15 protein-coding genes and 1 pseudogene are annotated in these 20332 nt (G+C 41.6%); 4 read left to right on the top strand and 12 right to left on the bottom strand.

Annotated features, from left to right (window positions below; translation table 11 throughout):
* Positions 1-71: pseudogene (locus JMX63_RS14710) on the bottom strand (transposase); the annotation flags it as partial.
* 402 nt (positions 72-473) lie between these two features.
* Here JMX63_RS14710 and JMX63_RS05110 point away from each other — a divergent pair.
* From JMX63_RS05110 to JMX63_RS05120, 3 genes are all read left to right on the top strand, one after another.
* Entirely contained in the window at positions 474-1772 is a 1299-nt protein-coding gene (locus JMX63_RS05110) for a CNNM domain-containing protein (protein ID WP_201571462.1), read from the top strand.
* 385 nt (positions 1773-2157) lie between these two features.
* Positions 2158-2652, top strand: coding sequence for a hypothetical protein (locus JMX63_RS05115; RefSeq protein WP_101205368.1), 495 nt, complete (start codon positions 2158-2160; stop codon positions 2650-2652).
* Between the two features lie 246 nt (positions 2653-2898).
* Positions 2899-5889 (top strand): LysM peptidoglycan-binding domain-containing protein, encoded by a 2991-nt coding sequence (locus JMX63_RS05120; RefSeq protein WP_201571340.1) that lies wholly within the window; start codon positions 2899-2901, stop codon positions 5887-5889.
* A gap of 157 nt (positions 5890-6046) precedes the next feature.
* On the opposite strand, the gene JMX63_RS05125 is transcribed toward JMX63_RS05120, so the two are convergent.
* On the bottom strand, positions 6047-7255 hold the full coding sequence (locus JMX63_RS05125) for a transglycosylase SLT domain-containing protein (protein ID WP_160020845.1): 1209 nt from the start codon (positions 7253-7255) through the stop codon (positions 6047-6049).
* Positions 7256-8362: 1107 nt separating this feature from the next.
* Positions 8363-9187, bottom strand: a complete 825-nt coding sequence (locus JMX63_RS05130) for a Nif3-like dinuclear metal center hexameric protein (protein WP_201571343.1) — start codon at positions 9185-9187, stop codon at positions 8363-8365.
* A 380-nt stretch (positions 9188-9567) separates the two neighbouring features.
* On the opposite strand from JMX63_RS05130, the gene JMX63_RS05135 reads away from it, so the two are divergent.
* A complete protein-coding gene (locus JMX63_RS05135; protein ID WP_201571344.1) occupies positions 9568-10893 on the top strand; it encodes a S1C family serine protease in 1326 nt (441 codons plus the stop codon).
* A 168-nt stretch (positions 10894-11061) separates the two neighbouring features.
* Here JMX63_RS05135 and yfaE read toward each other — a convergent pair whose 3' ends face one another.
* The 9 genes from yfaE to JMX63_RS05180 all read right to left on the bottom strand — a co-directional run bounded on the left by yfaE (position 11062) and on the right by JMX63_RS05180 (position 20304).
* A complete protein-coding gene (gene yfaE / locus JMX63_RS05140) occupies positions 11062-11331 on the bottom strand; it encodes a class I ribonucleotide reductase maintenance protein YfaE (protein ID WP_101205363.1) in 270 nt (89 codons plus the stop codon).
* Between the two features lie 185 nt (positions 11332-11516).
* Complete coding sequence (nrdB, locus tag JMX63_RS05145; protein ID WP_201571357.1) at positions 11517-12650, bottom strand: class Ia ribonucleoside-diphosphate reductase subunit beta; 1134 nt, start codon at positions 12648-12650, stop codon at positions 11517-11519.
* Positions 12651-12724: 74 nt separating this feature from the next.
* On the bottom strand, positions 12725-13093 hold the full coding sequence (locus JMX63_RS05150) for a hypothetical protein (RefSeq protein ID WP_102090445.1): 369 nt from the start codon (positions 13091-13093) through the stop codon (positions 12725-12727).
* A 37-nt stretch (positions 13094-13130) separates the two neighbouring features.
* Positions 13131-13961 (bottom strand): DUF6602 domain-containing protein, encoded by an 831-nt coding sequence (locus JMX63_RS05155; protein ID WP_201571359.1) that lies wholly within the window; start codon positions 13959-13961, stop codon positions 13131-13133.
* A gap of 181 nt (positions 13962-14142) precedes the next feature.
* Positions 14143-14523: a Mov34/MPN/PAD-1 family protein gene (locus tag JMX63_RS05160; RefSeq protein WP_201571360.1), complete on the bottom strand. Its 381-nt coding sequence runs from the start codon at positions 14521-14523 to the stop codon at positions 14143-14145.
* On the bottom strand, positions 14520-16178 hold the full coding sequence (locus JMX63_RS05165; protein WP_201571362.1) for a ThiF family adenylyltransferase: 1659 nt from the start codon (positions 16176-16178) through the stop codon (positions 14520-14522). The genes JMX63_RS05160 and JMX63_RS05165 overlap by 4 nt, the downstream gene beginning before the upstream one ends.
* A gap of 2 nt (positions 16179-16180) precedes the next feature.
* Entirely contained in the window at positions 16181-17122 is a 942-nt protein-coding gene (locus JMX63_RS05170) for a nucleotidyltransferase domain-containing protein (protein ID WP_201571364.1), read from the bottom strand.
* A 112-nt stretch (positions 17123-17234) separates the two neighbouring features.
* The gene (gene nrdA / locus JMX63_RS05175; RefSeq protein ID WP_201571366.1) at positions 17235-19511 is read right to left on the bottom strand and encodes a class 1a ribonucleoside-diphosphate reductase subunit alpha; all 2277 of its coding nucleotides are present in this window, start codon (positions 19509-19511) and stop codon (positions 17235-17237) included.
* A gap of 502 nt (positions 19512-20013) precedes the next feature.
* On the bottom strand, positions 20014-20304 hold the full coding sequence (locus JMX63_RS05180; protein ID WP_057762424.1) for a YbeD family protein: 291 nt from the start codon (positions 20302-20304) through the stop codon (positions 20014-20016).
* Positions 20305-20332 lie beyond the last annotated feature (28 nt).

Below are 20332 nucleotides of genomic sequence, written 5' to 3' on the forward strand. Positions count from 1 at the left end.
ATGTCATCGAAGCTTTTCATGCTGCTGGCCATTTGCTCAGCCAGTTTCTTGATGTCAGATTGGTTAGTCATTGCTTATTCTCCTGTTAGTGGATTATAAGCAGTTACACAAAGTTTGGGAAACTCTCGGCTAGTAAAGATGTCGTCATACAACCGTTAATAGTAGGGCAATAAAAGTCATCAAAAAACAAAAACTTAAAAATGGTGACTTATTGTGAAATGGTATCATCAATGCTACTATCAAATGGCAATGATTGCATGGATTTAGTATGCTACATATTGAACCATATTACGGCTTATTAAAGCATAGTATGGCTTTGAAATAGCGATTAAATCAGCTTTGAGTAACTATTTATACGATAGACAGATGTCTTTTATTACTTTGTTAAAGATAATCTAAAAATCAATATAAATTGCTCATGACATTATCTTCCTTTTACTCTTTTTAGGTTACCTAACTTGTTCACCACTTTTATGTTTGTACCTCGTTTATGTCGTCCGCGCGCTCATCGTAAAGACGCATCTGCAGAACCTCCCCCGAGAATGACTACTAGTTCTCGATTTGGTTATACTTCTTTTTCAGCACTATCTGCATTGGCAATTCTTATGCTACCGCAGGCAGTGTGGGCAGCTGGTGCTGTATCAACATCCAGCGAGGCGGCAGCACCAACTGCGCTTAGCGTTTCTTTATTGATATTTTTTGTCTTACTCGCTATTGGCGTTTCTTTTGTCTGTTCATTAGCAGAGTCTGTTTTGCTGAGCATGACGCCATCGTTTATTGCGGATGTACAAGAAACCAGTCCCAAAAAAGCAGAAATGCTTAAAAGCCTGAAAGTGGACAATATTGACCAGTCACTAGCCGCTATTTTAACGTTAAATACCGTTGCCCATACACTTGGCTCTATCGGTGCGGGTGCACAGGCTACGATCGTCTTTGGTAGTGCGTGGTTTGGTCTGTTTTCTGCCCTCATGACGCTTGCTATCTTATTCTTGTCTGAGATTATCCCAAAAACTTTGGGTACAGTTTACTGGCGTCAACTAAGTGGTCTGGTTGCTTACTTCGTTCGCGGCATCATCATGCTCTTGTATCCATTAATCTGGTTCTCAGAGCGTCTGACGAAACTATTAGTACGCGGTAAAGAGCCGCAAACATTTAGCCGCCGTGAGTTTGCTGCTCTTGCTAGTATCGGTGAAGAGTCAGGACAAATTGACCCACTAGAGTCGCGTATCATTCGTAACTTGCTCGCATTTGGCGCTATTAAAGTCGAAGACATCATGACACCGCGCTCGGTGATGCTTGCATTTGAAGAGAATAAAACTGTCGCTGAACTATTGGTTGATCGTCCAAAACTGACATTTTCTCGCTTGCCAATCTACGATGGTGATTTGGATAACATTACAGGCTTTGTCCTAAAAACCGACATGCTACTGGCTAAAGTTAATCATGCTATGCACAAGCCGTTGACGCAGTTTCAGCGAGACATCACTTTTGTTTTCTCTAAAATGAAGCTGTTTGACTTGTTAGAGTTGATGCTAAAAAACCGTATTCATATTGCGATTACAGTCGGTGAATATGGTGAAGTTAAAGGCTTGGTTACGTTAGAAGATGTATTTGAGACATTGTTAGGTCTTGAGATTGTTGATGAGATAGACCGTGTCGAAGACATGCAGGCCTTGGCTCGTCAGATGATGGACAGACGGGTAGAGCGTTTGGGCATGAAGCTCAGTGATGATGAGCAATATGAAGACAGTAACAACGAAACTAAGTCCTAACGAAGCCTTAACGATGCTTTAATGACGCCAAACTCTAACGTTGATAGCTTAAACATAAGTATTGATGGTTCTAAAGATTGTGGTTTAACAATGGTCAGCTCATTATGGGCTGACTATCAAACTAGAGCTGCAAAGCATCTAACCGTTTAAGCTAGGATTTATAGCATAAAGTGTTAAGAACATTTGATTTGATAGCTTGGGTTTTTATTCGCAATAATTACACAGGGTGTCACATGGCTGTGAGAATTCGATGATAGGCTCGGCATATGATATGAGTATACTTATATAGATATATCTATACAGATACACTGCCAAAATAAATGATAAAAGAGCGTTAATCGTCAATATATGACACTAACGAAAAAAAATATCGCTAAGGATTATCATGAAAAAATTATTGGGAAATAGGCTATTAGCTCTATTGGTGAAAAGCGCCAGCATCACTGCAATCGTAGCAGTAGCCAGCACCATCAGTATCAATGCACAAGCAGCAACTATGACCGAAGATTTGGTACAGAACTATGCCGCCGCAATGAAAGCATCAGCGAATAGCCAGAGCATCAATCAGGTATCGCGCCTTGTGTCAGATGACGCGCTTATTTCTTTATCTAGAAAGGGAAAGTCTACCAGTCTAGACAAAGATGCCTATTTAAAGCTGCTTCAAAACAGCTGGAATGATACGTCCAATTATCGCTATGATATTTCGGTAGATAATGTGGTGATTACTGGTTCACAAGCCAAAGCCAATGTGACGACCAATGAAAGCTGGGTAAAAAATGGTCAGCAAGTATCATTTGTTACCACATCTCGTGTGACCTTGACCTTATCTACTGGTAATGCAGTGCTCTTGCGTGCAGTGTCTCAGGTGGCTATTAATTAAGTCATCATCGAGCAAGTAAGACTCAAAAATACAATAGGTAGCATAAACAATAGCTGATTGAGCTAGCTGCGATTTCGACCTATAAAAAGTCTTAGCTGGCTAATAATAGTCATTACTTAGTTTTATAGGCTACTTGAGCGTCTATGATTATCTTTTATATTAGGCTAGTCTTTGCTTTACATTGCATACTATACTATCCATCAACTTTATCTTATTAATTTCTGTCGTTAGGAAACCTCCAATATCATGTCTACTGTGCTATCACACTCTCGCTCATTTATTGCGTTGCCATTGACGCTTGCGGTATCCACTTTACTGATTAGTGCGTGTAGCAACACATCAGCGGTAAAAAACAAAGGTGCGACCAATAGCTCATCTGTCATCACCAAAAGTCCTGCCAATCAAGGGGCTAATACAGGTAGTGCAGACTACTCAACTGCGTTTTTAGATGCAGAGAGTTTGGATGAGTTGGCTGACTTGTTAGAAGCCACTGACATGACCATGGTAGAAGGTAACCAGCTTGCTATTCAGCAATATGGTGATTTGTGGAATCGTCTACGCGCAGGCTATCGTATGAATGGTGGTAAGCCAATCTATAATCAGCGTATTGAAGGTCAAAAAAGCTGGTTTACCAGTAGACAGGATTATCTCAATCGCCTAACTGCACGTGCCAGCCGTTATATCTATCATACGGTACGAGAGGCAGAGCGTCGCAATATCCCAACAGAGCTTGCCTTGTTACCAGTTATCGAGAGCTCTTACGATCCAAGTGGTACGAGTAGTGCGGCAGCTGCGGGTTTATGGCAGTTTATCCCAAGTACAGGCCGTATCTATGGCTTGAACCAAAGCAGCACTTATGACGGTCGCCGCGATGTTATCGAATCAACACGTGCTGCCTATGACTTTTTAACAGCATTGCACAACCAGTTTGGTAGTTGGGAGCTAGCATTGGCTGCTTATAATGCTGGACCTGGCCGTGTACAGAGAGCAATCGATGCCAATGCAGCGCGCGGGCTACCAACAGACTATTGGTCACTTCAATTACCGACTGAAACGATGAACTATGTGCCGCGTTTCTTAGCCGTAGCCGAAATCGTCGCCAAACCTGAGCAGTATGGTGTGTATCTACCAGCTATCGCTAACCGTCAGCATTTCCGTAGTGTACCTGTTAACTATGGTGTGAGCTTGGCAGAAGTATCGCAGTTGACTGGCGTTAGCTACGATGAGCTAGAGCGTCTAAATACTGCACTGACATCAGGTCGCGTTGACTCTTCAGGTCCACAGCGCGTCATCATTCCTAACGACGTTAGCCTCAATGCCGACGCCAAATTAAGTGGGCTCAGAGGTAACGGTACAGGCAATGTGCTTGCATCAAGTAACACAGGTAGCTCAAGCACGACAGCGACTACGCCAAGCTATAATAACAAACCCTATACTGCCTCATCACTACCGTCTACTGGTAGTGCATTGGCTGATTATGCCGCTAGCGCAAGTGTACCTCAGCAGACTACCAGCTACATCTCACCATCTGCGACGCCAACTAGCAGCTCGGTATACAGTGGCAATTCTTCAGCTCGTACTGAGCCACCACTGACCACAGCAGAGACTAACAAAATCAATGCTGAGCTTAAGAGCAGTAACAGTCTACCGACTACCTCAGCTCAGATTACTCAGAACAATACGATTGTCCAAGAGCCACCGCTTAGCAAAGAAGAGCGTGATTTCATCGCCAATCAAATCCGTAGAAATACTTCTGAGACCAATGTCATCAATGCTGACGGCAATATTAATCTATCAGCCGTACAGACACAGCAGTCTATCTTAGAAGCGAGTGGTGCAGAGAAAAAACTTAGCTTTGCCAAAACCTCGGTAAGTAAGCCAAAACCACAAGGCGCACGTACCACTTATACGGTAAAACGTGGCGATACGCTCTCGAACATTGCGAGTCGAGCAGGGGTTAGCTGGCGTGATATCGCAGAATGGAACCAGATAGATGCTAGTGCCAATCTGCTCTCTGGCAGCACGTTATATCTATATGACGCCAAGACTATCGAGCCATTGAGTACTGCTAATAACGCCGCCGCTAGTCAGCCTGACAGTTATGTTGTACAAGGTGGTGATACGCTCATTGGTACGGCTAATCGTTTTGGCTTATCGGTCACTCAGCTAGCCAGCTATAACAACTTGAGCAGTCGTGCTGATCTACTCAGAGGCCAAAAGCTATGGCTCATACCGGGTAAAGTGACTGCCCCTGCAACGACGCCTGCCGCGCCTTCTACCAAGCCGAGTAAATCAAGTACTGCGACCAAGAATTATAAAGTAAAAGCAGGGGACGGCTTAATTGCATTGGCACGTCAATTCAATGTGTCGACCGATACTTTAGCCAGTCTCAACGGTATTAACAGCACCAGTTCGCTGTATGTTGGTCAGACGCTTAAAGTGCCAGCTAGTGTTGATTTTGATGCTGCAAGCATGACAAGTGCGAGCAGTAGTAACAGCTCAAGCTCGGTCGCGACCACCAATTACAAAGTAAAATCAGGTGATACGCTGATTGGTATTGCGAACAGCATCGGAGTGAGTGCAACGGAGCTGGCTGCAGTAAATAGCAATTTTGATGCAAAAGCTCGCTTGCAACGTGGTCAAACGATTAAAGTTCCTGCTTCTAAAGAATTGGTCGACCGTCAGTTAAATGACAAAGCGGTCAACTACAAAGTAAAATCAGGTGATACATTAACGGGTGTCGCTAAACGTTACAATATTGGCTTAAGTGATTTGGCATCAGCGAATAACTTGAATACCAATTCGAATCTGATACTGGGCCGTACTATCACCATCCCTGCTAGCGGCAGTGTGGCAAGTGCATCTAGTAGCAGTCAAAGCAGCAGCTCTGCTGCTAGTAGCAATAGTAGCTCAGCAAGTAGTGGTACGAAATTAGGTAACACTGAAAGCTACAAAGTTAAATCTGGCGATGGTTTGATTGCTTTGGCACGTCAGTTTGGCATCTCAGTAGAGGATTTGGCGGCGACCAATGATTTAGCGACCAATGCTCAGCTACAACGCGGCCAAACACTTAAAGTACCAAAAGCGACAGTAAGCTACACGGTTGGTTCGGGCGACAGCTTGATTGGTCTAGCACGTAAATATGGTGTCTCAACACAAGAGCTGGCTGATATGAACAATATCGCCGCTGATACGATGTTGCAGCGTGGTCAGCGTCTGACTGTACCTAATCGTTAACGAATAAGATGTTAATGGATACCGTTTACATAAGGCGTCACTAATATTAATCGTATCGCACAAAAAAGCTGCTCTTTATAAGAGCAGCTTTTTTTATTGAATAAAAATGACTTACTGTTAGAAGTTAGCTTGAGAACCGTTTAGTAATAGCTACGAATTAGACAGTCTGAGTTTTAATAGTCTCAAGATAGCTTCGGATATTACTGACATAATGCATGGCTTGACCATAGCGGCTATTCGACGCTCTATTATCTGCTAAATAAGCATAGACGTTTGCCCAACTCTTATCATCGATACCTTGAGCTCGCAGTTCGCGTTGGATTCTTTTTACTGCATTGGGACCCATGTTATAACCTGCAAGGGCAAACCAGATACGGTCAGTTTTTGGCACATCAGAGAAGTCTGCTTTTACTTGCTCTAGATAGCGTGCACCGCCGCCAATGCTTTGGTAAGGATCGACACGGTCTGAGACGCCCATCGCTTTTGCAGTGTTATTGGTCAGCATCATTAACCCGCGTACGCCAGTCGGCGACACAGCATTGGCATCAAGGTGTGACTCTTGATAACCCATCGCGACCAGCAGTTCCCAATCGTGATTGTAATTACGTGCTTGCTCTTCAAACGAAGACTGATAGTCCGGTAACTTTTCTGTCAACGTTCTCTGGAAGTGATCCTGACTATATGCATCTTTAAGCAAGTTTTGATTGTAGAACGCAGCAAGTTTTTGTGTGTTTTGTAGCTTAATACTATCGCACAAAAAGTAACTAGCCTTTCTTGATAGTGGATCATTGGATGAGCTAAACGTCCAACTTACCTTAGGATGTAGACCGTTCTTAGTCAGACTAGAGTCATAACCGCAGCTGACATTGATAGACGATAGATTCAGCTGACTTTTTAGCTTGGTGCTAGCCGTAGTCAACGCCATGTCAGCGTTGCCGGTTCTGAGTGCTTTTAGCGCCGCTTCTTCACTGGCATAGGCTTTTAGATTGATATCGACACCGAGCTCGTCGGCATAAGTGCGCACCAGATCAAACCCAAAACCATGTTGGAAGCCATCGGTAGCAAAGTAAGTGCTATCGCCAGGCACCGCAGCAATGGTCAAGGTGTTTTCCAGCATGACGTTGTCATAAGCTGGTACCGATGTGTTCATGGTCGTCAAACTCTCAGCGGGCAACGAGAGTAGAGCGATGCTAGAGATTTGTGCCAGCTTCTTGGTTCTGGCAAAATGATTAGACGCAATAGGGGTAACGGATGAAACGATGTTACTTTTGGTGTTCAGTAGGCGTTTAGATGGACGCAGTAAATAAGAAATACGGCGTTTGGCCCCTTGCGCAGATACTTTTACACGATAAGTAATACGCTGCATGGATGTCTCCTGATTTTAGCCATCCTTCTTACCGCAAAAACACGTATAAATATATGTGCATAATATTGACATATATCGATATCGTATCTTAAATAGAGTGGCATTTTTAATAGGATGAATGCCACTCTATCTTGTTTGACTATAGCGCCACTAGCGTACTCTCTCTAAGAGTTAGTGGGATAGTTTGTCGTCAGCCAGCTATCGATATGTCATAAAAGCGTTCTAAACAGTGTTTATAAGTACTGGTTTAAAATACTGAACGCACAACGACGCGAAGGATATAAATCAGATGATTCCTTCATCGATAACTAAATATGGCTAGTGGCCAAACAACTATATATCAAACATAGGTAAGGTCATGATTAAGTTATTGAGACAAAGACATAGCTTGAAACATTGATGTAAGGATTCGCCAATGAGGCAAATACATTCATCTGTTTTAACTGTGCTAACTTTGATGGCTGGCTATACTTTGAATCACTAATATTAAGTTACTAGTAATAGAATAGCTGGCTACTAAAGTTGTTCGTCCAGCGACAAGGGTAAGCAAAATAACCAGAATTGATAGTTTATAGCTGTCTATCAAACTGGCTAGGTCATACCGTCATCGCGACACCAAAAATAAAAAATACCATGCTGCTAACATATATAGTGCAAACATAGTATTTCAATGAGTAGCAGTTTAAAATCTTATCGCTGATATAGCATGATAAAGTCTTAAACAACTACCAGCATTATTTTAGTGCCATAACCGGAAGCTGTAATAATGGGAAGTTTCATGACAAAACGTTCTTTCTTACGGGTAGTAATATGCGGTTACTAATTGCATTATTCAAGTGGAGTTAAGAAAAAAGCGATAAAACTTAACAATTGAGATATAAACGGTTAATTTCCCAGATATTTGGTACATAATAATCAAAAATAGAATAACAAAGCTCAAATAGTAGTCAAACTAGACTTTATGCTTATGGTTTGACTGAAGCTGTTAGCAAGTCTGGTTTGGCTTTTGAACTATCGTTTTCTCTAGAAGTTTTTCTCTGCAAATTTTTCTCTATAAATTTTTCTCTATAAATGACCACCGTTTCAACTGGTCTGTAAGTGGTTAGTTTATGCTGGATTTTCGATATCGATTAAAGTAACTGGCAGACCAAATTTTTGAGCGACTATCTCTCCTAACGCCTGAATACCGCCACGCTCCGTTGCATGATGACCACAAGCAAAATAGTCAATCCCAAGCTCGCGCGCGCTATGTGTGGTACGCTCAGATATCTCTCCTGAGATAAACGCATCACAGCCCATGCTAGCCGCTTGCTCAATCATGTCTTGCGCACCGCCTGTACATATACCCACACGTTCGATCAGCCTGCCATTTGTCTGAGCAGAAGCGTCTGTATGATACTCAGCTGAGATATGTAATGGCGCGCGACCTAAAGCTTGAGTAATGGTTGAAATGAGATCGTCAGCAGTTTGCGGTGTGCAAGTAGCGATATTGCCCACAGGATGGGATTCGGTAGGATAGAGCGCACCAGTAATCGTCATGCCGAGCATGTCAGCAAGTTTTGCGTTGTTGCCAGAGATTGGGTGTGCATCAAGCGGTAGATGATAGCCAATCATAGAAATACCGTGTTGCATCAGCTTGCGCACGCGTCGACCTTTCATCCCAGTGAGCGTAGCAGGTTCGCCTTTCCAGAAGTATCCATGATGTACCATAATCGCATCGGCATTGTCAGCGATGGCAGCATCTATCAAGGCTTCACAAGCCGTGACACCAGTGACGATACGTTGAATCGGGCGTCCACCATCGATTTGTAGACCATTTGGCGCGTAGTCTTTGAATGCACTGGCAGATAAGTAGTCGTCACAGAACTGTGTCAATGCCTGAGCGCTAATGCTTTGAGTATTGGATTCAGCTGTCGTATGATTTGCAGTCATTATGTTTTCCTGTCATCAATAAAATGTATGTCGTAAGGTGCTGTAGATTCACTAAGCAAAAATTATGTATTATCTGTCATGTTTGAGAGTGTTTGGTTTTGGACTTCTCGCTTTATGTTCAATTCTCGAAATGTTGAAGTGTCGAGCATCGTAAAAGCTATTTTAACATGCCGTTGTAAGCAAGCAGACAAGCTGGATAACTGAAATGGTACACGATACGTTACTATTTACTGGTATTGCGGTTATAATTTATATACGTGAGTCTGCCTAGCTGTATAGCATTTGACCATCTGATGAATGGGTCAACACTAGCTAAGCGGTCGCCATTATCTCACATCGTTTTTCACTGTCTGTTTGCAATAAATTTATAGAGGTTTTATATGTCGTCATCCCGGAACACCAATAACAAGGCGTCTTTATTAAAATGGTTACCTTGGGTCTTATTGCTGCTAGTGTTGGCAGCGTTTATCTGGTTGTTCACGAGTATGAAGTCGACGTCAGAGGCCACATGGGAGCCGCCGAGAACCCCGCCTGCGGAGCAGCAAGCAGCAGAGCCAGTGTCGGACACGCCAGCGCCTATCTCTTCTTATCATAATGCAGTGGCGCGTGCGTCGCAGTCTGTGGTCAATATCTATACGACGCAAACGATGACCGAGCATCCTTATATGGATGATCCCGTACTGCGCCGGTTTTTTGAGTATCATGGTGGCCCATCACAAGAGCAGGGCAATACCAATTTAGGCTCTGGTGTGATCGTATCAGAAGATGGCTATATCGTGACCAATGCCCACGTAATCGAAAAGGCCGATGAGATCACAGTCGCGTTCAATGATGGTCGTAAGAGCCGTGCTAGAATCATCGGTACAGATCCTGATAGTGACTTAGCCGTGATCAAGGTCGATATGACAGGGCTGACACCACTTGGCTTCCGCGAAGATCCAATTCGTGTGGGGGATTTGGCGCTAGCAATTGGTAATCCATTTGGTGTGGGTCAGACAGTGACGCAGGGGATTATCTCAGCGACTGGTCGTACTGGACTGGGCGTTAATAAGTTTGAAGACTTTATCCAGACTGATGCGGCGATTAATCCGGGTAACTCAGGCGGCGCACTGGTCGATGCTCATGGCGAGCTAGTTGGTATCAACACTGTCATATTCTCGCGCTCTGGTGGCTCGATGGGTATTGGCTTTGCCATTCCGACGGCATTGGTTGAGCAGGTGATGAATGCATTAATCAAAGATGGCCGTGTCAGTCGTGGTTGGTTAGGTATCGAGATTCAGTCACAGTTACGTGACCCAACGCAGCTAGAGACATCAACAGGCGTAGAAGTACTAAACGTCATTGATAACAGCCCAGCAGCGAAAAGTGGTCTACGTGTCGGTGATATTGTACTGACCATCGATGATGTCGAGATGACAGATGCCAATACCTTGATTCAGTATGTTGCTCGTAAGCCGCCAAATACTGAACTGGATGCGCAGATATTGCGTCAAGGTAAAAACGCCCAAGTAAAAATCACGCTAGAAGAGCGTCCAGCACAAGAGCCACTTGAGCGTCCTGTCGTACTACAAAATGAGAGCATGGGCGGAATGGAGCAGCCAACCATCCAAGGCGATGAAGAAACGCCAATGATGTCAAAGGCAGAGCGTGATCGTATGCGTGAAGAGCTGATGAAACTGTTTGAACAAGATGCCGCATCGCAGTAAGTTGTAGTTATTCTTATCACTAGGTGCTGACTCATTATGTATATATGAGTCAGCACATGCATTTAGCTGATAACAACAAAAAGCGCGCTCCTTTAGATAAGGAGCGCGCTTTTTGTTGGAGCTGATTGTTTGAATTTTAAAGGCTAGGTTTATCTATACGTAACGCTGCTATAACTTTTCGATTGGGTCATGATTGATATAAATGACGCCTTGCACACGGCAACAGCAGGGCAGGATCTCATCTTCTTCAATCATCGCCAATGGGTCAAATGGATAATCGACCGTATGCGAGCTAGCAATACGTTTGACTCGGCAGCTACCACAGTAGCCTTCGCGGCATTGATAGTTTACCTCGTGTCCGGTGCGTAGCAGTCCATCTAGCAGACTCTCGTCATCGTGTAGATAGAACTGCTTTTTACTGGTCATTACCCAAGTCATCGTTAATCCTATTGGGATATGTCTGTGCTATTGCTATCCCTACTATTAACCCATAAGACGATTATAGCGGCAGAAATTTTATAATTTCAAATTTCTACCGCTTAAGCCTTTATCATTCCAAGCTTTTATAGTTCAGTCTTTCTAGCTCAAAGCTCTTACAACTCAGCTCTTATAATTCGGAGCCTTTATAGCTCAAAATCGTCAAAATCACTGTCTGACAAATCAGAGTCAATCTGACCGACCAAGTATGAGCTAATCTCAGTCTCTTGCGGTGCTACTTGCACATTGTCAGACGATAGCCACGTGTTAATCCACGGGATTGGGTTTGATTTTGAGTTCGGGAACGCCGCTGGCAAGCCAACGGTTTCCATACGTAAGTTGGTGATGTATTCGATATATTGGCACAAAATGTCTTTGTTTAGACCGATCATCGAGCCGTCTTTAAACAGATAGCCTGCCCATTCTTTTTCTTGCTCAGCCGCCTTGCGGAATATCTCGATGCTTTCCTCATAGCACTCTGCGGCAATTTCAACCATCTCTGGATCGTCACGACCGTTGCGCATGAGGTTTAGCATATGCTGCGTACCAGTCAAATGCAGCGCTTCATCACGAGCGATGAGTTTAATGATTTTGGCATTACCTTCCATCAATTTACGCTCAGCAAAGGCAAACGAGCAAGCAAACGACACATAGAAACGAATCGCTTCTAGAACGTTGACCGCCATAATGCACAGGTACATTTGTTTCTTCAATGATCTCAAATCAACAGCTACTTCCTCGCCATTGATGTTGTGCGTACCTGGACCATACAGGCTATATAACTGCGAGTTGCGATACAGCTCGTCATAATATTGAGCGATGTCTGAAGCACGCTCTAAAATGTGCTCGTTTTGCATAATATCGTCAAACACAATACCGGGATCGTTGACGATATTACGAATGATATGGGTATAGCTGCGTGAGTGAATGGTCTCAGAGAATGACCACGTCTCAATCCATGTCTCCAGCTCAGGAATCGATACCAGCGGCAGTAGCACGACGTTTGGGCTACGACCTTGGATAGAGTCGAGTAGGGTCTGGTATTTTAGGTTACTGATAAAGATATGCTGCTCATGTGAGGACAGATTGCCGTAGTCCATACGGTCTTTTGACACATCGACTTCTTCTGGACGCCAAAAGAATGACAGCTGCTTTTCAATTAATTGCTCAAAGATGGGGTGCTTTTGTTGGTCGTAGCGGGCAATATTGACTGGCTGACCAAAGAACATCGGCTCTTTCATGGCGTCATTTGGTGTTTGGGAAAAAATCGAATAAGTCATGGGACTGCCTTTATAATTGATACGGTTATTAATTTATAGGGGTTTGACTGGTTTTTGGATTATAGCGTTTTAGCTTAGAGGTTCTCTAGCGATATCTGCGACGACTCTTGCCCATCGTTCATATAGGCTTTGAATATCTCGCTCAGCTCACTATCATCGAGTGCTTCTAGTTCATCAAGTGCGCTTTTGCGTAGGGTACTCACATCAGACTCTTCCGCTATTTTTAAGTCTTTTTTAGCCGCTCTCGATACGGGTTTTTTGGCTGCTTTTGCCACGCTTTTTTTGGCGACGGCTGCCTTTGGTGCTTCATTCATGCCTAACTGCTGACGCACCTCTGCAATATCAACCTCGACTTGTACGATATGCGAGCCACCATCGTTTAGGTCTGAGAATACGTTTGGGATAAACAAACCACCGTCTTTGATGATTGCGGTATATTGCACATGACCTCCGTTTTTGGTGTTGGTTCTTTGATAGCGTTTAAAGTTCTTGATCTATTTCTTCACCTATTACATTGAGATAAGCTTGCAAATCAATAGCTGGAATAGTTCCTATCGCTTGCTGAAGATAGCGAGTTAATTGCATAAAGAAAGTAATTAATGAATTTTCAGCTTTGCTAAAATTCACATCATCAAATTGTCTAGACTCATAATAATCACTTATTCGCTTAGAGAAATCATCTTCTGTGATATCTTCTTCACCATTATAATCAACATAAAAACTGCCATAGTCCACAACACACCCTAAATCTATTCCCTTTAATCCATCTAATTTTTCAAGATGTTGCTTAATAGTATTGTTGTTCTTATGACTATAGGTATTTGTAGTAGCTAAAAATCCACCTAGGATTTTAGTTAGTGGTCTACGTGCAACAGGGGTTCCTGAGTTAATCATTGAGGTAGAAGTGCGTGTCAAGCGTCTAACACTTTCTATCTTCTCGCCTGCATAAGTTATATAGTTTCCCGAACCTTTAACACTTCCTTTAATGTCTGGTTTTACTTCAAAAACTGCATAAACACCTTCGGCAGGAACATAATGGAAACCATTTTGTGTAAAAATAAATGGAGTAAAATAATTATCATAAATAACTACATCGATTTGATGACTTGTGTTTCCTAGATAGTCAATGATAATTGCTTTATCTACGCTATAACGGTTAGGCAGGTAACTTCTTAACCACTCAATCCATGCATTCTCTAAAGAGTCACCTTTTGAACCAGGATGATGTATGAAAGCTCTATTAGTACTTAGTTGAGCAGACATTTGCTGTTGCATGCTTGCAAACAACTCTGGTAGTGCAATCTTATTCATATAGCTCTAACCTATTGTTATTAAGAACAAAGAAATTAAAATCTTTTAGGCTATCGTTAGTAATACTCAAAATGAGTAAAATGGGATTGGAAATATAGTCAAGCCTATATAAATCCGCTACATCGTTATCCTCGCTAAGCATACTAATGTATAACTTGCACTCGGTTTCCTTGTATCGAAATTATATTGAACTGACTATACTAACACCTTGATCCTTCTTAATGTTTATCATTGCGCTTAAATCTGTTGAGCTATACCATGCTTCGCCATCTGGATGAGTATGCCACTCACCAATATAGTAGAGTCTTTTGTCTATAAATAATTTTTTAAACTCGGATTTCAGATAGTTAGACTCTCTAGTAAACTCAATTCGACTACTCTTAAAAACCTCTGCTGTGATTGATTGTTCAATATACAAGGTTTTAAAATCATCAGAATATTTGCCAATTAAAAAGCCACCATACTCTTTAGGGTAGTGTCCACAGCTTGACTGATAAATACTTTTTAACAAGCTATCTTCGACTACTAATTTTAAATTCTTGTAGTGTTTGGTAATAGTCAAAACTTACTCACTTTCAAAGACTCATAATTATTATCTTGATTAATTACAAAGCTATTCAGCTGTTTGTTACTAACCATGATATTGATATGTTTTAGAGCAAAATGTATAAGTGTAGAAATATCGTTGTAAGAAGCCTTGAAAGTAGGACTCCAGCAGCCTAAAGGATTATATAAATCTTCGACGTCATTTTCTAAAATATTATCAAACTGATGTCTAACGAACTTATAAGTATCTGGTGATACACCACAGACGAGTGATTGAGCATGATTGGTAATAGATAAGTTAATAATAATGGATGTAATATCAATTTTATCTAAAATATGCATTAAATCATCATCTGTAGAGCAGTCAAATATATAATCATAGTTTGATAATTCTGCTCTGATATTATCAGCAAAAAGTTCGACGTAAGAATCAGATTTCAAATACTCTGTAAAAAGGCTATTACTAGCTATAATATCGATAAAAGGCGATATTTTATAAAGTAAAGATCGTAACTCATCTACCTTATTAGCATAAGCATATATAAACTCATATTCAGAACGACAAATATTTTCGGGTTTTTTAATATCATAATCAACTAATGATATGTCTCTGCAGCCACACCTCGTTAGAATTTTGGCAACATTACTTCCAACTGCACCCACACCAATAACCAATATCTTTGCATCAGTTAAAGCTTTGTTGAAGGCTCCACGTCCAAAAAAATAAGAGTAAGATGAGTTATTTGTTACTGCCCATGTAATATCCTTATTTTTCAGTCTATAAATATACTTACCGTTTATATCAGTTGAACCTTCAAGGATACTCTCGTCGATACTAATCAATGCTACTTGCCAATGTATATTTTTATCTTTCGTATAAAAACCTATAAATAAAGGTATTGGTAATTTGGGATTATATGTGCTTCTTACACTAATCACATATCTAGAGAGATACTTTAGAAAATCTTGGCTAATTAGACTTTCGAAACTTTTCCAGTTATCAAAAGAAAATCGCTGATTAACAGCTGGAGCATCTTCAATAAAGACATACAGTCCTTGGTCACTCTGATTAGCACTCATGTAGTGGGAGTTCCAATCACAATTTTTGACCGTAAAACTTGAATGGTCAATAAAACTTTGAGCTAAATAATTACTCATACGACTTTTATAGTATGGCGAGCTAGTTAATGGTTTGAGAGAAACTATCCCAAACTCTCCTTTTTTGAAGCCTTCTTTTAAATCAGTAAACTGATAAGAATAATAACCATCATAGAAAGAACTACTGTTGACAATTAGATGCTCATAATGACTATCTGTTTCTTCTTTAACTATATATTTAGTAATCCAATTTTTAATTGCATCGAAGTCCTGTATTAATTTTTGCTTAAAATCAATACAGTGTCGATTATGAAAACATACTGAGCCATCATCCATTACATGACTATATTCAATAAGATTAATATTCCGAAAAATTATTGTTTCAAAATCACTAAATTTAAATGGATATTGAGGATTGATTATTACTTCAAAAGTTATTTCCTCATCGAGACCTTCGAGATTAAAAGCTATGCTAAAACTTACAAGATCTTTGTTGAATTTAAGATCTTGTAAGTTTGAGATATAGCTTATGCTACTGATAGTATTTAGTAGTTCTTCTTGAGAAAATCTCATATCTAACCAAAACGCTGTTTAGATGAAGGAGTAGAAACTGGAGTAGCTCCAGCAACACCATAGCTCAAACTACTATTACTAGCTTCTTCAGAAAATTCTTTATTTTTCTCAAAATAGTATTCAATTTGTTTTTCGTTGTTCTCAATATTGGTTAGCATCCATTCAAAATCATTTTTTAATGATATTTTTTGATATGAATCTAATGTACTCATTAAATCATTGTTACTATTACCTGGGTCAAGCAGTTTAAATGTAGAGCTTTCAATATTATTTACAATATATTGGAGTACAGTCTTAAATTGCTCCCATAAATTACCTGTAGGTGAGGTAATGTCATAAGCTTTGATAACTAAAAGTTCAAAGAAAAATGACTTATATTTTTTAGAATTCTGAAACTTCCAGATCTTCAGCAATCTAATAATTTTTCGTTCATTTTCCTTACCATTTATATGGTTAATCTGACTTTGGATATTAGTTTTTAAATATCCAGTCTCCGATGGATCTAAGGAGTTGATATGAAGGTTTAGGTTTCTTGTTTCAGTATAGCCATCTACTCGTGTTTCTCGAGCAGGTACAATATCTATATCAATACCATCTTCTTCAAAGGCTAGTCCAATAGAAACACCTTGCTTTCGAACCGTAGTTCTATCATTAAATTTATCATTTAACTTGTCATAAATGTCACTGAACATATCTTCTAATGTATTGAAGCTTTTATATTTAAAAGGTACAACTGCATCTAAGTCAAACTTTGTATTAACAGCAGTATGTTTACTATAAGATCCTGAATCAAAAGGACTATAAATTCTGCTACCGTATTCGGCATTTAAGAAATCTTTAATTTCATTACGTCTATCTCTATATTTATCAAAAACATCTTTTATGTGCTTCATCTTATGTGTTTCAAGTACTTCTTGTAGGTGGTTACTTTTATAATCAGCCATTATCTTAGTCCTTTAAATAGTGTTTATAAATCCATCTGAATAAATTAATACTGAATAGCGGGATTTAACTAAGAAGCCAAACCCGCCATCCTTTAGAACTTCCCCTGCAAACCTAGATCTTACAAGCACCGCCAGCACAATCATCTTCCATATCCGCTTGGGCATCATTCGCACCATCACGAGTGTTATGGTAATACAACGTCTTCACACCCATTTTATAAGCGTTTAGCAAGTCTTTTAGCAATATCTTCATCGGTACACGGCCACCTGCATAACGAACAGGATCGTAGTTGGTATTGGCAGAGATACTTTGATCGACGAATTTTTGCATGATAGCGACCAGCTTTAGGTAACCGTCATTGTTTGGCATTTGCCATAGTAGCTCGTACTGATCTTTTAGCTTATCAATCTCAGGTACGACCTGCTTTAAGATGCCATCTTTTGACGCTTTGATAGAGACCAGACCACGTGGTGGCTCGATACCGTTGGTCGCGTTGGCGATCTGACTAGAGGTCTCAGACGGCATCAAGGCGGTTAGGGTAGAGTTGCGTAGACCGTGCTCCGTGATCTCGCCACGTAGCGTTTCCCAATCGAGATGTAGCGGCTCTTGGCAGATTTTATCCAAGTCGGCTTTGTACGTATCAATCGGCAAGATACCTTGTGAATATGTAGTCTCATTGAACGCAGGGCAAGCGCCTTGCTCTTTTGCCAATTTGTTTGACGCTTTCAAGAGATAGAATTGCAATGCTTCAAACGTCTGATGGGTTAGACCAAGCGCGCTGTCGTCTGAATAGCGTACGCCATTCTTGGCAAGGTAATAAGCATAGTTAATCACGCCCACACCTAGTGTACGACGACGCATGCTGCCGTTTTGAGCGGCTTTAACAGGATAGTCTTGATAATCGAGCAGGGCATCAAGCGCACGGACGATTAGCTCGGCTGGCTCTTCGATATCGCTGACGTTTTCGACTTTACCCAAGTTGACCGCTGATAGCGTACAAAGAGCGATTTCGCCTTCTTCGTCATTGATGTTATCCAGTGGCTTGGTCGGTAGCGCGATTTCCATACATAGGTTTGACTGGCGAATCGGGGCAACCGTCGCATCAAATGGGCTATGGGTGTTGCAATGATCGACGTTTTGGATATAGATACGACCCGTGCTAGCGCGCTCTTGCATCATCAGGCTGAACAAATCTGCTGCTGGGATTTGACGGCTACGTACGTTAGGATCGTTTTCGTACTTGGTGTATAGCTCTTCGAATTTGTCTTGATCTTCAAAGAACGCATCATACAAGCCTGGCGTGTCACCTGGTGAGAATAGCGAGATGTCTTGGCCTTTGATTAGGCGCGTGTACATCGTTTTGTTCAACTGTACGCCGTAATCCATATGACGGACACGGTTGTCTTCGACGCCGCGGTTGTTTTTGAGTACCAGTAATGACTCAACTTCTAAATGCCATAGTGGGTAGAACAGGGTCGCAGCACCGCCACGGACGCCACCTTGTGAGCAGCATTTAACTGCCGTTTGGAACAATTTGTAGAACGGGATACAACCAGTATGCTGTGCTTCACCGCCACGGATAGGGCTACCAAGGGCACGAATGCGACCTGCGTTGATGCCGATACCAGCACGCTGTGACACATAGCGTACGATGGCGCTAGTGGTTGCGTTGATAGAGTCTAGGCTATCACCACATTCGATCAGTACGCACGAGCTAAACTGGCGCGATGGCGTACGTACACCTGACATAATTGGCGTCGGTAGTGAGATTTTGAATTCTGAGGTCGCATCATAGAAGCGTTTGACGAAATCAAGACGATCTGACTTGTCGTATTGGCTAAACAGACACATACCGACCAGCATATATAAGAACTGCGGGCTTTCATAGACAGTCTTGCTCACACGATCTTGTACCAAGTATTTGCCAGCCATTTGCTCAACAGCGGCATAAGCAAGATTCATATCGCGCCAGTGATCAAGGTACTCTTCTAACTCATCAAATTCAGCACGGCTGTAGTCCGCTAGGATGTGCTGATCGTATTTGCCAGCATCAGTCAAAGTTTTGACATGGTCATATAGGTGCGGCGGGGTAAATTTGTTATAAGCAATCTTACGTAGATGGAAGATAGCCAAACGCGCAGCCAGATACTGATAGTCAGGCGTGGTTTCAGAGATTAGGTCGGCGGCAGACTTGATGATGGTTTCGTGAATATCACGAGTCTTGATACCTTCATAAAACTGGATGTGCGACTTTAGCTCAACTTGAGACACAGACACGTTGTCCAAGCCGTGAGCTGCCCACGCTATTACCTTGTGAATTTTGTCTAAATCAATAGGCTCTAAACGTCCATCACGTTTGGTTACTTGGATTTTGTCAATATGTGTCATGCTGGCCTCTATTTTGATTGCTTATTGTGATGCTGCGCGCCGAGTGGGCGGCAGACATTCTTTATAACGCTATTATGCGGGGTTGTGCTAGCTGGTTTTTTTGGACAAAAAGCTACCACTACTCATAGTGACGGTTAAAATCACTGAGTACTACATATAGCGTGTTTGTTAATTGGTAGGCACAATATAGCGGGAAAATTTTGAAAATACTATATTGATTTTAGAATAAAACTATGTTGCTACAAGGTTGTAGGCAGTCCAAATTTTGGCAAAGGACGATGGGATAAGGGTTAGACGCAAATGCGGTCAATAATAAAATTTTTGTAAAAATATCGTAAGATTTACTTTTCATTCTCTCGGTTATTGTCGACTGATAATGCGAGTCATGGCGGCAATAATGCGGGCGCAGATTGTACATCAAACCATAAAAAATCGCCACCCATATGTTATTACTAGCGAGTGACGATTTGGACTAAAAAGGAGTTAAAGTTTTTTATGCCATTTATAAAACAATACGAACCGTTTTTGCATTATCCAGTGAGGCATAAAGCGCATTTACTTGCTCAGCAGCGGTGAGGTACAAATTAACCCGTGCCGAGTGAAAACGTCCCGTTTTAGATGGCTTAACTTCGATAGATGCCAAATCAAAATCAGGGAACTGGCTACCCAAAATTAGCTTTACTTCATTAAGCAAGCTCTCACGCTCGCCTTCATGACCGATGATGCTTAGTGGGTAGTTCATCGGGAACTCCCAAAGCTCTGGGTTTTGAATATCAGTCTTTTTGCCTACCAATGCGCCTTTATTTGGCGTCAGGTCAGTG

This window comes from Psychrobacter nivimaris (assembly GCF_904846365.1).
In the GTDB taxonomy this organism is placed as follows: Bacteria; Pseudomonadota; Gammaproteobacteria; order Pseudomonadales; family Moraxellaceae; genus Psychrobacter; species Psychrobacter nivimaris_B.